General features: G+C 67.8%; 11 protein-coding genes. 6 read left to right on the top strand and 5 right to left on the bottom strand.

Annotation, left to right across the window (positions count from 1 at the left end):
- Positions 1-666: tetratricopeptide repeat protein (locus ACFXGX_RS23490; protein ID WP_384794540.1), on the top strand; the 666-nt coding region annotated here is incomplete at its 5' end.
- A gap of 283 nt (positions 667-949) precedes the next feature.
- On the opposite strand, the gene ACFXGX_RS23485 is transcribed toward ACFXGX_RS23490, so the two are convergent.
- Entirely contained in the window at positions 950-2,569 is a 1,620-nt protein-coding gene (locus ACFXGX_RS23485; RefSeq protein ID WP_384794538.1) for a recombinase family protein, read from the bottom strand.
- Between the two features lie 429 nt (positions 2,570-2,998).
- Between ACFXGX_RS23485 and ACFXGX_RS23480 the strand changes: the two genes are divergently transcribed.
- From ACFXGX_RS23480 to ACFXGX_RS23470, 3 genes are all read left to right on the top strand, one after another.
- Positions 2,999-3,739 (top strand): hypothetical protein, encoded by a 741-nt coding sequence (locus ACFXGX_RS23480; protein ID WP_384794536.1) that lies wholly within the window; start codon positions 2,999-3,001, stop codon positions 3,737-3,739.
- 868 nt (positions 3,740-4,607) lie between these two features.
- Positions 4,608-5,447 (top strand): RNA polymerase sigma factor SigF, encoded by an 840-nt coding sequence (locus ACFXGX_RS23475; RefSeq protein ID WP_384794534.1) that lies wholly within the window; start codon positions 4,608-4,610, stop codon positions 5,445-5,447.
- 246 nt (positions 5,448-5,693) lie between these two features.
- The gene (locus tag ACFXGX_RS23470; RefSeq protein ID WP_384794532.1) at positions 5,694-6,200 is read left to right on the top strand and encodes a hypothetical protein; all 507 of its coding nucleotides are present in this window, start codon (positions 5,694-5,696) and stop codon (positions 6,198-6,200) included.
- A 124-nt stretch (positions 6,201-6,324) separates the two neighbouring features.
- On the opposite strand, the gene ACFXGX_RS23465 is transcribed toward ACFXGX_RS23470, so the two are convergent.
- From ACFXGX_RS23465 to ACFXGX_RS23455, 3 genes are all read right to left on the bottom strand, one after another.
- On the bottom strand, positions 6,325-7,008 hold the full coding sequence (locus ACFXGX_RS23465) for a response regulator (RefSeq protein WP_384794530.1): 684 nt from the start codon (positions 7,006-7,008) through the stop codon (positions 6,325-6,327).
- 12 nt (positions 7,009-7,020) lie between these two features.
- The gene (locus ACFXGX_RS23460) at positions 7,021-8,202 is read right to left on the bottom strand and encodes a sensor histidine kinase (protein WP_384794528.1); all 1,182 of its coding nucleotides are present in this window, start codon (positions 8,200-8,202) and stop codon (positions 7,021-7,023) included.
- Positions 8,203-8,379: 177 nt separating this feature from the next.
- Complete coding sequence (locus ACFXGX_RS23455; RefSeq protein ID WP_384794526.1) at positions 8,380-10,641, bottom strand: MMPL family transporter; 2,262 nt, start codon at positions 10,639-10,641, stop codon at positions 8,380-8,382.
- Positions 10,642-10,787: 146 nt separating this feature from the next.
- Here ACFXGX_RS23455 and ACFXGX_RS23450 point away from each other — a divergent pair, with 146 nt between their 5' ends.
- Positions 10,788-10,919, top strand: coding sequence for a hypothetical protein (locus ACFXGX_RS23450; protein ID WP_384794524.1), 132 nt, complete (start codon positions 10,788-10,790; stop codon positions 10,917-10,919).
- A 20-nt stretch (positions 10,920-10,939) separates the two neighbouring features.
- Here the strand turns inward: ACFXGX_RS23450 and ACFXGX_RS23445 are convergent, their stop codons facing one another.
- A complete protein-coding gene (locus ACFXGX_RS23445; protein WP_384794522.1) occupies positions 10,940-11,410 on the bottom strand; it encodes a VOC family protein in 471 nt (156 codons plus the stop codon).
- Positions 11,411-11,434: 24 nt separating this feature from the next.
- On the opposite strand from ACFXGX_RS23445, the gene ACFXGX_RS23440 reads away from it, so the two are divergent.
- Entirely contained in the window at positions 11,435-12,121 is a 687-nt protein-coding gene (locus ACFXGX_RS23440) for a DUF1330 domain-containing protein (RefSeq protein ID WP_384794520.1), read from the top strand.
- The last annotated feature ends 91 nt before the right edge of the window (positions 12,122-12,212 follow it).

Below are 12,212 nucleotides of genomic sequence, written 5' to 3'. Positions count from 1 at the left end.
AATCTCGCTTCATGGAGGGGGGAGGCAGGAGACCCGGCGGGAGCTGTCGACTCCTTCGCGGAACTGTTGGTGGACCAGCTGCGTGTACTAGGCCCGGACCATCCCGACACCCTCACTACCCGCGCCAATCTCGCTTCATGGAGGGGGGAGGCAGGAGACCCGGCGGGAGCTGTCGACTCCTTCGCGGAACTGTTGGTGGACCAGCTGCGTGTACTAGGCCCCGACCACCCCGACACCCTCATCGCCCGCACGAACCTTGCCGTCTCCCTCCGTGAAGCCGGACGCGCCCAAGACGCCATCGCCCTCGGGGAGCATGTGGTCGCCGACTACCAGCGAGTTCTCGGATCCGAACACCCCCAGGCCCTCACCGCCCGCACGAACCTTGCCGCCTCCTACCTCGAATCAGGCCGGGTGGAGGAGGCCATCGCCCACGGGGAGCACGTGGCCGCCGATCACGACCGGCTGTTCGGCCCAAACCATCCCGACACCTTGCGCGCCCGTGTCAGTCTTTCAGCGTTGTACCGCCGAGCGGGCCGCATCACCGAGGCGGAAGCTGTGGCGGAAGGGCTTGAGCCCGACCGTGACCAGTCGCTCAGTCTTGGCCCCGACATCGGCAGGGTCGCCGGGAACACCGGGGGAAGATGGATCACCCGGCGCAAGACCTGAGCGCGAGCCGCACAGCTTTGCCGTGTGAGGACCGGGCCTCACAGACCGAACAGCCTCAGGCCACAGGATGAACACGCCGCTCGTGTCCCGTCGCTGCGGGGATCTTGAACCGTCAGACGGGCGCCCGTGGCCGGGTCGCAAAGCTGCGCCTTCAGATGCTGCTTGCGGTGACAGGACGCAGTGCTGGAGGGGACAGCGCCAAGCCTGCGTAGCCAAGCGCTTCCAAGTCGGGCAGCGACGCGAATGCGAGCGCTTGGTGGGTGCCCGCTCTGGCGGCCGTGAGCTAGAAGGCGTCGGCAAAGTCGTCTTCCTTGAGTATCAGGCGGTCTCGCACGTCCTTCGGGATCATGAGCTTCATGCGGATACGTGGGGCACGCACGCCCTGCACCTTGCTCCGTGTGATCTCGCACTTGACGCCCACCCGGAGCAGATCGGCGGCCATGGCCTCCATGCCGCCTTCCTCCCAGCGACTGCGGAACGTCTTGCCGTTGTGCACGGCGACCCACCGGTCCTGTGTCGACTCCGGGTCGATGGCCCCCAGCTGCTTGATGAGGCCGTCCAGCGTCTTCTCCGCCTTCTCCTTGGTGAAGCGCGTCTTCGTGAAGCGTCCTCCGGGCTCCAACCCGGTCATGTAGTAGTCGGTGGCCTCTTGCAGGCGCTGTAGCTCCTTTCGGGCCTCAGCGCCTTGCCGGTACTCGCGCGTCAAGACCGGCTCGTCCCCAAGGACGCTCAGGACGTCGTCCACCAACTTGCTGTAGATCTCGCCGGGGTTAGGGGCGCCGTGGCCGCCGGCCTTGCATTTCCCGCAGCGCAGGTAGGAGTACGACCGTCCCTTGACCCGGTTCGTCTGCACGATCATGTTCGAGTTGCAGTCACGACAGATCAGGACGCCGAGGAACTTCGTCGCGCCGCCGGGTTGCCTGGTGGGCTGGTTCCTCGTGCGGCGGTCCAGGGCCTCCTGAAGGCTCTTGAACTGCTGCTCGGTGAAGATCGCGTCGGCCACGCGGATGGGCTGGGCGTCGTCGCCGAGGATCATCTTCGAGCGGCGTACGCCTCCGTTCTTGTCCTCTTCTACGCGGTAGCCCATGAGCGCGGGGTTCCTGAGGCGACGGAGCAGCGTCGACGTTGTCAGTCCCGGTCCGCAGTAGCCGGCTCGTACGAGGACCTTGGTCATGCGACGGGCGGAGGCGGGCTTGGGCCGTAGTGCTGCGTCACGGCACCAGTGCAGTGCTCGGAACGCGTCCTTGTCGATGACGAGTGAGACCCTGCCCTCTTCGGTCTCTGCCGTCTCGTATCCGTACGCGGGCTTGCCCACGAGCCAGTCGCTCTGGGTCTTCGTGTAGTCCCAGAGGCTTGCGACGCGGGTGCTCGTGTTGGTCGCCTCGATCTCGGCGATGCCACCGATGATCGTGATCATGATCTTCCCGGCGGTGGTGGTCAGGTCGATCGAGTCGTTCTTGGAGACAAGGTTCTTCCCGTACTTCAGACACCAGTCGATCATGGTGCTGAGGTCGGTCAGGCGTCGTACGAAGCGGTCCAGCTTCCAGAAGAGGATCTCGTCGAACTCCGGCGCCCGGTTGTTGAGCCAGTCCCCGAGCTCCTTGCGCTTCCACGGCGGAACCTTCATGGCCGACACGTTGAGATCGCTGGCGACGCCTATGACTCGGCAGCCGCGGTCCAGGGCCAGTTTTCGGAGATCGAGCTCCTGACGGACAGGTGACGTCGTGTCGTCGGTGAGTACGGACAGTCGTACGGACAACAGGGCCCGCGGAGCGTCGTCGGGTAAGCGCGCTTCAGCCTTCTTCAGCTCTCTTAACAGGGCTAAGTCCGCCGCCGTCCACTCGGCCTCAACTGAGTACTGGCTGCGGTCAGTTGCGGTGCGCGTCCTCGTTCGCTTCGCCATGACCAGCACGGTAGCGGTTTTGAGCATGTTGGCATATAGCCTCAGATGGACACGAGCATCCAGATCGGCCCGACCGGCAAGAAGCTCCTGCCGCTGACGGTGAAGAACGCGGGCCCGACGCCGGCATCGAGCGGTCACTCTCACTGACGTGAGCGGGGCACTCGATCGGTGCCGCTTCCGGGCTCTGAGGCTTCGCTGCAGTGTTTCCGATGTGGCGTGGGCCTGAGGCCTGCATCGGCTTGTGCGTGTCTGTGTGTCGCGAGCCCCCTTCCTCATCGGGAAGGGGGCTCGTTGGCAACTGGCGGCACGTGAATTCGTGGGCTTGAGGCCGCGGAGTGCCTCGCCGCGGTGGCCGGCCCGCCGAGACGGCGATCCGATGAGGTGACGGTCGGATGGGTGGGTGAAATCCCGGGGCTTACGCTCCCGGGCATGACCAAGTTCTACGCCACTGTGTGTCTGCCGCCGACCGCACCCCGGAAGGTTCCGCAGGCGGTAGCTGCCGTCATGGCGCCCTACGACGCCAACCTCACCGAGGAATGGAATCCGGTCGGCCACTGGGACTGGTGGGCCATCCACTCCAGCCCGGGCAATGCCTACCTCGTACTGCCTCGGCACGACGGCGACCGCAGGCTCGTCACGGCCTCAACCGTGCCGCGCAGGAAGGCCAAGCTCGATGGCCTCGGGCCGCTGGAATGCCACGGCGGGCCTCGGGGTCTGCTCGACTTCGACGGTATGCGGGAACGAGCGGCGCGCGCGCATGACGCCCTGCTCACCGCTTGGACCGGGCTGACCGCGATACACCCGCCGGCCCGCCCGCTCGCCGACTTCCTCGCTCGCCACGAGGCCGATCCTGAGCGGTACTCCCCGGCAGACGCCAGGAAGGAGCATCTGGCCCAGCCGCTGGTGCAGGACGTGGCGCAGAGGGCCGTCGCGGGAGACCCGCACTTTGACATGTCGTTCCTGCTCGACGACCCAGTCGCCTACTTCGCGCAGGAACATGACGAAGCCCGGCTGGGGTCGGTCCGGTGCGCCGTGCCCGGCTTCGCCCTGGTCACCCTTGATGGCTCGTGGACGGACGCGGACACGGACGGCTACTGGGAACAGGCCAACCGCTATCTCGACGGCCTCGACGCCGGGGCCGTCGTCCTCGATCTGCTCTGTCACTCTTGAGTCGTCGGACCGGCTGCCCCGTGAGGGGTCAGCCCCACGGCTGCGTGGCGGGAGCCCGTGATCGCCCGGACAGGCTCCAGGTGCGCCGACTCCGAGCCACCCATACGCGTGTCGAACCGCCGACTACCGCTTTGGGGAACGAGGTTGGGCGGTGGGTGGAATGAGCTGCAGAGCGGGGATGCCCTGGCGGGGGCGAGTGAGGACGAGGTCGCCGTTGCGGGGAGAGTCTCCATGCGACGTCGTCCGAGCGTCTTCACGCACGCCTCTCCGCAGGCCGGAGAACGTCCCTCCGTCATTCGAAGACGGGCCGGCACTGGGCAGTTGGCGTCGTCCGGGTGGTACGGGTCGGATCACGGCCGGGCAAAAGGAGTACCCCTCGGGGGGCTAGGTGGCGCAGACGAGGGCACTCGCACCCTGCGGCACCGATCGGTGCCGCTCCCTCGAACGAAGAGAGAAGCTCGTGTACATAGGCCTGGGTACTGTCGTCCTGATCATCGTCGTTGTCGCCGTCGTCATGATGCTGCGGCGTCGCTGACCCGCGCCGCAGATCCAGTGATCATCCAGCCCGCCCCGATGGACAGTTCTCCGGGCGGGCGTGATCATGCCCGGGGCCGACGGTACCGCTGCGAGAGCCACGCTTCCCACAGGCATGTGCAGGGCCGCACGGGGCGTCCAACTGCCGCTTCATAGCGCGTGACACCTCGGACGTCCGGGCAAGGCGCACACGTCCGCCGTACCTCCCACTCGCGCTTGGTGGAGTCCCGCCTGGAATTGCCTGGCATGTCTTCCTCGAACCCGGGTACGTGAACTGGCGCCGGTCGCCAAGAGGCAGCGGTACGGGGGCTACAACACATGGGAGGGCACTGAGATGACGGTCACCGAGGTGGCAGAGGCGCAGACTGTGACGCTGCCGGAGATTGCGGACCCGTCTCAGGTCGCTCCCAAGGACGCACGTCAGATGTCCAGGCTGTTCTTCGACCAGCTTGCCGTTCTCGAAGAGGGCACGGCGGAGTACCAGTACGCCCGCAACACGCTGATCGAGATGAACGTCTCTCTGGTCCGCTTCGCCGCAGCCCGCTTCCGCAGCCGTGGCGCGGACGAGATGGAGGACATCGTCCAGGTCGGCACGATCGGACTGATCAAGGCGATCGACCGGTTCGAACTCACCCGCGAGGTCGAGTTCACCTCCTTCGCGGTGCCCTACATCGTCGGCGAGATCAAGCGGTTCTTCCGCGACACCTCCTGGGCCGTGCACGTGCCCCGCCGGCTGCAGGAGGCCCGCGTCCAGCTCGCCAAGGCCACCGAGGAGCTGCGGAGCCGGCTCGGCCGTACCCCCACGGTCAAGGAACTGTCGCAGCTGATGTGCCTGACCGAGGAAGAGGTCAACGAGGCACGCCTCGCCTCCAACGGCTACAACTCCAGCTCCCTCGACGCGGCCATCAGCACGAACAACGACGACGAGAGTGCGCTGGCCGACTTCATCGGCGCGGAGGACAACGCCCTCGAACTCGTCGAGGACTTCCACGCACTCGCCCCGCTGATCGCACAGCTGGACGAGCGCGAACGCCGCATCATCCACATGCGGTTCGTCGACGAGCTCACCCAGGCACAGATCGGTGAACACCTCGGCGTCTCCCAGATGCACGTCTCCCGCCTGCTCTCCCGCACCCTCGCCAAGCTGCGCCAAGGGATGGCGACCACAGGCTGATCCCGTCGGTCGCCCCGGTCCCCGAGAGCGGCTTGATGCAGGGAGCGTCGGCTGGGCCAGTGCGGGCGGCCGTCGCGCGGTTGTAGGTCGATCCCCACGTCAGTCGATGACGGGTCCGGCCGCCGACCGGCGTTGGCCACGAGGCCTCCGGAGCCGTGGACACCGGCATGGCCGTTCGCGTGCGCGATCTTCACGTAGTGTCCCAGTGCTCGATCGCCGTGGGGCGGTCCACCGGCAAGGTGTCACATGGGAGACCTCGGCGGGACCCATTCGAATTCCCGGTCCTACCTGGCCGTGTGCGCCGTGGTGGCGTCGGTGTTCCTGGTCGCCTCGTGCACCTCAGGCGGTGGTGAGGGGGAAGGCACCGGCGCTCCGCCGTCGCCCTCCGCGCCCAGCGAGTCCCGGACGACGAACGAGGCGTCCGAGAAGAGGCTCACCGAGCAAGCCCAGGCGGCCCTGGCCGCCGTGCACGGCGGGGAGTTGGTCGAGGCCGGAGTCGAGCGGGTGAACGACGGGATCCACACCGAGCCCACCCTGAGCGAGGGCAGGACCTACCGGCTCAACGTGGTCTGCTTCGGCAGTGGCAGCGCCCGGTTGACATTCGTCCCGGCGAGCTCCGGCACGGCGACCAAGGTGCCGTGTGATCAGTCAGTGGCCCAGCAGCGGATCACGATGCACAAGCGCGTACACATCGATGTCGACGGGGCCGAGGGATCGACCGGCATGATCGCCTGGCGGATAGACGCAATCTGATACGGGCTCCCGCTGGAGCCACGAGTCGGAAGTCCTGGCATCCACGCCTGCTTCGACGACGCTGGGCAGGGCGCACGCCGACGACTCCGGGCCGGTGTCCACGGGGCGGGGCGGGCCGGACGGGTCAGGGTGTGGCGGGCGGGCCGGACTGTACGAGTCCTGACTGGTAGGCGGCGACGACGAGTTGGGCTCGGTCGCGGGCGTTCAGCTTGGTCATGGCGCGTTGGATGTGGGTGCGGACGGTCAGTGGGCTGAGGCAGAGGGTGTCGGCGATGTCTGTGTTGGACATGCCGCGGGCGGCCATGATCATCACTTCGCGTTCGCGTGCGGTGAGAGAGCTGATCTGGTCCGGCAGCCCGGTGTCGGAGGCCGGCTCGGGTGTGACCAGAAAGCGGCTGACGAGCATTTTGGTGGCGGCTGGGGACAGCAGGGCGTCGCCGTCCGCGACGGTGCGGATGGCGTCGAGGAGGGCGTCGGCTGTGACGTCCTTGCCGAGGAACCCGCTGGCTCCGGCGCGCAGCGCGCGGGCGACGTACTCGTCGGTCTCGAACGTGGTGAGAATGAGGATGCGGACGTCCGAGAGGGCGGGGTCGGCGCAGATGGCGGTCGTGGCGGCCAGACCGTCGGTGCCGGGCATCCGGATGTCCATGATCACGATGTCGGGGTGGAGTGTCCCGGCGAGAGTGATGGCTTCCGCGCCGTCGGACGCTTCCCCGACGACTTCCAGATCGTCGGCGGAGTCGATCAGGATGCGGAAGGTGTCCCTGAGAAGGGCGTGATCGTCGGCGAGGAGTACGCGGATGGTCATGGGGTTCCCGGATCAGAAGTGGAGAGGGAGCTCGGCGATGGCTGTGTAGCCACCGTCGGGGCGGGGGCCCGCGGTGAACCGGCCTCCGGTGGACAGGGCGCGTTCGCGCATGCTGATGAGTCCGAACCCGGAGTCCACGGACGTCGAGGCCGTCGGGGTCGGGCTTCCTTGCTCGTTGCTGATCTCGATCTTCAGCACGTCGTCCGTATAAGTCAGTGTCACCTGTGCCGTGGGGGTGCCGGCGTGCTTGGAAACGTTGGTGAGTGCCTCCTGGATGATCCGGAAGGCGGTCAGGTCCACGGCGGGGGAGAGCGGCCGGGTCTCTCCCCCGGTCGTGACGGCGACATCGAGTCCTGTGGTCGCCAGGGCCGCCACCATGGTGGGGAGCTGCTCCAGTTTCGGGGCCGGCTGGAGAGGCGAGTCGGAGTCCTCCGGGCGGCGCAGCAGTCCTACCGTCGCCTTCAGTTCGCGCAGGGCGGTGGCGGTCGTGCCGCTCAGGCCGGTGAGCAGTCGCTCCGCCTGTTCGGGGTCGTTGCGGATGAGGTGCGCGGCGGTGGCCGCCTGGGCGTTGGCGAGAGTGAGGTGGTGGGCTACGACATCGTGGAGATCGCGGGCGATGCGTACGCGTTCCTCCGCCACCCGGCGCAGCGCTTCCTCCTCGCGGGTGTGTTCCGCGTGTTCGGCACGGGCGCGCAGCGAGTCGGTGAACGCGCGGCGCAGCCGTAGGGCGGAGCCCCAGGCGACGGGCAGGAGCAGTGCCAGGGCCGGGTTCAGCGTCACGATGATGAAGCTGGCGTAGCGGGGTGCCTGCACGATCGCGATGGGGACCATGAGCACGACCACGCCGAGACCGAAGAAGTGGGCGGTCCGGCGCTCGTCGAGGAGTGCGAGCCAGAACAACGCCACCATGACGGGGGCGAGCAGAAGCATGGTGGTGAGGTAGCCGAGACTCACCGCGGCGACGGCGCAGGCGCCTGTGACGACGACGACCGGACGAGGACGGGTTCGCCGCCACAGCAGGGCGGCGGTGGCGGCGACGCCCAGGACCAGCCCCGGCCACCAGGCGATCGGTTCCCGCACGTCCCACGTGCCGAAGAAGCTCGCCGAGACCACACAGGCGAGCACGCAGGTCAGCAGCACCGCGTCCATGACGCGCGGGTGATTGAGAGCGAAGCGGCGGGCGGCGCTGGGCATGGCGGTCTCCGGTTGCGGTGGCTGTCGGATCAATGGTGGAGCATCCACCGGTGAAGCCCGGTGAACCCCGGTGATGGCCTCCCTCGTGGTCGGGGGGCCGCACCGGGGGGTGCTAAATTTACCGCGGTTTAGCGTGGCCTCGCGGCCCGGGCCGCCCCCCCCCCCCCCGGGGTGTGCTCAGATTCCGGCGGTTTCCCGTGGCCTCGCGTCGGACGGTGCCGTGGGGGTGTCGCCGCGGGTAAGCGCTTCACCCTCGATGTCGACGCGGGGGAGCATGCGGTCGAGCCATCGGGGCAGCCACCAGGCCCGGTGGCCGAGGAGGGCCAGGACGGCCGGCACGAAGGCCATGCGGATGACGAAGGCGTCGAAGAGGACGGCGATGGCGAGACCGAAGCCGATCATCTTGATCATGGATTCCCCGGCGGTGATGAAGCCGGAGAACACACTCATCATGATCAGCGCTGCCGCGACGACGACGCGTGCGCTGTGACCGAATCCGGTGACCATGGCGCGGCCCGGGGTCTGGCCGTGGACGTAGGCCTCCCGCATACGGGACACGAGGAAGACCTGGTAGTCCATGGCCAGGCCGAAGACGATGCCGACGAGGAAGATCGGCATCATGCTCATGATCGGGCCGGTCTGTTCGACGCCGAGGAGGTCGGCGGCCCAGCCCCATTGGAAGACCGCGACGACCGCGCCCAGCGAGGCCAGGACGGACAGGAGGAACCCGACGGCCGCCTTGACGGGTACCAGGATGGAGCGGAAGACGATGAGCAGAAGCAGGAAGGCGAGCCCGACCACGACGGCCAGGTAGGGGATCAGCGCGCTCTGCATCTTCTGCGCGACATCGATGTTGGCCGCCGTCGTCCCGGTGACCTGGAACGTGGCGTCCGTCGCCGCTTCCAGCCCCGAGCGCTCGCTTCGGATGGTGTGGACGAGATTGTTCGTCTCCTCGCTGGTGGGCGAGGTGGACGGCGTGGCGGAGATGATCGCGGTGTCCCCGGCTTGATTGAAGCGCGGCTTGGACACGGAGACGACTCCGTCCGTCGAAGCGATCTTCTGCGCGATGGTGTCCACCGCTCCCGCCGCGTCGGGGGCGCCCTGGGCGTCGACCACGATGGTCAGCGGGCCGTTGAAGCCGGGGCCGAAACCGTCCGCGAGGGCGTCGTAGGCACGTCGTTCGGTGGTGGAGGTGGGCTTGGCCTCGTCGCCGGCGGTGCCCAACTGCAGATCGGTCACCGGCAGGGCGAGTGCTCCGAGCCCGATGACGGACAGCAGGAGGACCGGGAGCGGGCGACGCAGCACGAAGCGGGCCCACTTCGATTCCTTGGTCCCGACCGCCGCGCCGGCGGCGGTCGCGAGGTGCTTCTCGTCGGTGTTCCCGGTGTTGCCGGTGTTGCCGGTGTTGCGGTTCCGGCGGCGCAGGCGTCGGGGCAGGACCGCGTTCGGCCAGAACCCGAGCAGTGCGGGAACCAGGGTCAGCGCGATGATCACGGACAGCAGGACCGCTCCGGCGGCCGCGATCCCCATCTTGGTCAGCATGGGGACGCCGACGATCGAGAGTCCCGCGAGCGCGACGACGACGGTGAGTCCGGCGAAGACGACGGCGGAGCCGGCGGTACCGGTGGCCCGGCCGGCCGCTTCCCGCGGCGTGTGGCCCCTGCCTCGCTCTTCCCTGTACCGGGAGACGATGAACATCGCGTAGTCGATGCCGACCGCGAGGCCCAGCATGGTGGCCAGGGTTCCCGTCGAGGACGACAGGCCGAAGGCGCTGCTCAGGGCCGTGATGGCGAGCATGCTGGTGGCCACGCCGATGATGGCGGTCAGCAAGGGCAGCCCGGCCGCGGCCATGGATCCGAAGGTCACCAGAAGGACGAGCGCGGCCACCAGCACACCCGCCGCCTCACCCAGACCGCCGGCCTCCGTCTGTGCGGCCACGGCGTTGCCGCCGGTCTCGACGGTGAGGCCGGCCTGCCTGGCGTCGCTCAGCGCCTGTCGGAGCTCGCTCTTGCTGCCGTCGGAGATGTCCTTCGCCGTCACCTCGTAGGTGACAGTCGCGTAGGCGGTGCTGCCGTCCTTGCTGACCGCGTTCGCCTGGAACGGGTTCACCGCGCTCGCGACCTGGCCGCCGGCAGCGGCATCGGCGACCGTCTTCTCGATGGCCTCGCGGTTGTCGGCGGCCGTGACCTTCTGTCCGTCCGGCGCGACGAAGACGATGCGCGCGCTGGCCCCGTCGGCCTCTGTTCCGGGGAAGCGCTGGTCGATGAGGTCGAAGGCCTTCTGGGATTCGATCCCCGGCATCGATGACGAGTCGTCGGAGCCGTCGGCGGCGGTGAGGCCCTTGAAGCCGACGACGGCCACGACGGCCACCCACAGCAACAGGACCCAGCGGCGCTTCCGGAAGGCCGTCTGGCCCAGCCGGTAGAGGAAGGACGCCATGACAGGGGATCTCCACATCTGGTCTCGGGAATCTTCCACAAGACTCCAAGACCAGCGCTGTTCCGTCGTCGTGCAGCTGCTGGCAATCCCGCCTACTGCAGTCGCACTACTCCGGTCCGCCGGACCTCGTGAGCGATCAAGGCCTGATGCGGGATCCGCCTACGACGACGGACCGCCTGCTGATCCTCCTGAAGATCAGCGTGGCGGTGATCGTCCTGCCGGTTGTGCTCATGTGGGCTGCGGCCCTGTTGTTCTCCGTTCCGGTCGGCGCGGTGTAGCTCGTCCGTAACGCGGTGGGTCAGGCCAGGGTGTCGGCGTCCTGCGCGGAGGCCGCGAACGCCTCGGGGCCCTGCTCGGCCGCCGCCGGGTCCATCCACATGACCTGCCAGCCGTGGCCGTCGAGGTCGTAGAAGCTGCGTGAGTACATGAAGCCGTAGTCCTCGGCGCCGTCCACCTCGGTGCCGCCCGCCGCGAGCGCGGCGGCGCTGACCGCGTCGACCTCGTCGCGGGACGAGGCGCTGAAGCAGTAGAGCGCCAGTGTGTGGGTGGTGGGGTCGGCCATCGGCAGTTTCGCGAACTGCGCGAACTTCTCGCGGCTGAGCAGCATGACGAAGGCGTGCTCGCCGACCAGCATGCAGGCGGCGGTCTCGTCGGTGAAGTTCGGGTTGAAGCCGAACCCGAGCTTGGCGAAGAACGCCTTGCTGCGCTCGAGGTCCGCCACGGGGATGTTGACGAACAGCATGCGGCCGGGGTGTGCGGGAGTCGTCATGGTGGTTCTCCAGTCGGTGGCTCGATGGCGTACGTCTTGGTAGACCGACCCGGCCGGCGGAACTCATCGGTGGATCTCACGCGATCGTCGGCGGGGTCGCCGGCGATGAGGACGATGTCCTGGCGGGTGGGTGCCGGTGTTCTCGACCTCCTCGATCCAGGCGGGGGTGGCCGGGTGGCGGACGTCGTTACCTCTGAGGTAATCGCGGCGCGCGACGGCCCTGGTTACGTTTACGTCGTCCCACCGGAAAGAGCTTCCCGCCGGAACGGAACGAGCTTTCCGCCGGAACGAACTCCGTGCCGGAACCAATTTCCTGACGTTGTGAACTTTCTGCCGGATCGAACGAAGGAGCCGGACGTGCCCGCATATGGGTTCGCGCATCTACGCGACCGCCGCCACCACCCGGACATCCTCGAGTACCTCACGAGGATCCAGGGCACCCTCGACCCATTCCATGGCCGATTCCTGATCCACGGCCCGCCGGCGGTGGTCGTGGAGGGCGACTGGCCGGGCAGCATGGTGCTGATCGAGTTCCCCGGCATGGCCGAGGCCCGCGCCTGGTATGAGTCTCCCGAATATCAGGAAATCCTGAGGCTGCGCGCCGACCACATCGACGGAGACCTCGTACTCGTCGAGGGCGTCGGCCCCGGGTACGACCCACGTGAACGCGCGGAGAAACTCCGGAAAGAAACGCCCGGGGAGCACAACTGATACGACGCAAAGGCATGTCGCTTCATCGGGGTGTGATTCTCCGACCGTAGATTTTCCGACTGGTCACCTCGGGCTTTTATGGACAGGGAGT

This window comes from Streptomyces sp. NPDC059371 (genome assembly GCF_042751995.1).
Classification (GTDB): Bacteria; Actinomycetota; Actinomycetes; order Streptomycetales; family Streptomycetaceae; genus Streptomyces.
Note: the sequence above shows the minus strand (reverse complement) of the source record. Positions and strands in the feature narration are given on the sequence as shown.

What these genes read in the sequence shown, in the direction of transcription:
- ACFXGX_RS23450 (WP_384794524.1), top strand. Translation starts at nt 10,788, where the DNA reads ATGCGGGATCCGCCTACGACGACGGACCGCCTGCTGATCCTCCTGAAG.
- ACFXGX_RS23480 (WP_384794536.1), top strand. Translation starts at nt 2,999, where the DNA reads ATGACCAAGTTCTACGCCACTGTGTGTCTGCCGCCGACCGCACCCCGG.
- ACFXGX_RS23485 (WP_384794538.1), bottom strand. Translation starts at nt 2,569, where the DNA reads ATGGCGAAGCGAACGAGGACGCGCACCGCAACTGACCGCAGCCAGTAC.
- ACFXGX_RS23465 (WP_384794530.1), bottom strand. Translation starts at nt 7,008, where the DNA reads ATGACCATCCGCGTACTCCTCGCCGACGATCACGCCCTTCTCAGGGAC.
- ACFXGX_RS23440 (WP_384794520.1), top strand. Translation starts at nt 11,435, where the DNA reads ATGGCGTACGTCTTGGTAGACCGACCCGGCCGGCGGAACTCATCGGTG.
- ACFXGX_RS23455 (WP_384794526.1), bottom strand. Translation starts at nt 10,641, where the DNA reads ATGGCGTCCTTCCTCTACCGGCTGGGCCAGACGGCCTTCCGGAAGCGC.
- ACFXGX_RS23470 (WP_384794532.1), top strand. Translation starts at nt 5,694, where the DNA reads ATGGGAGACCTCGGCGGGACCCATTCGAATTCCCGGTCCTACCTGGCC.
- ACFXGX_RS23475 (WP_384794534.1), top strand. Translation starts at nt 4,608, where the DNA reads ATGACGGTCACCGAGGTGGCAGAGGCGCAGACTGTGACGCTGCCGGAG.
- ACFXGX_RS23445 (WP_384794522.1), bottom strand. Translation starts at nt 11,410, where the DNA reads ATGACGACTCCCGCACACCCCGGCCGCATGCTGTTCGTCAACATCCCC.
- ACFXGX_RS23460 (WP_384794528.1), bottom strand. Translation starts at nt 8,202, where the DNA reads ATGCCCAGCGCCGCCCGCCGCTTCGCTCTCAATCACCCGCGCGTCATG.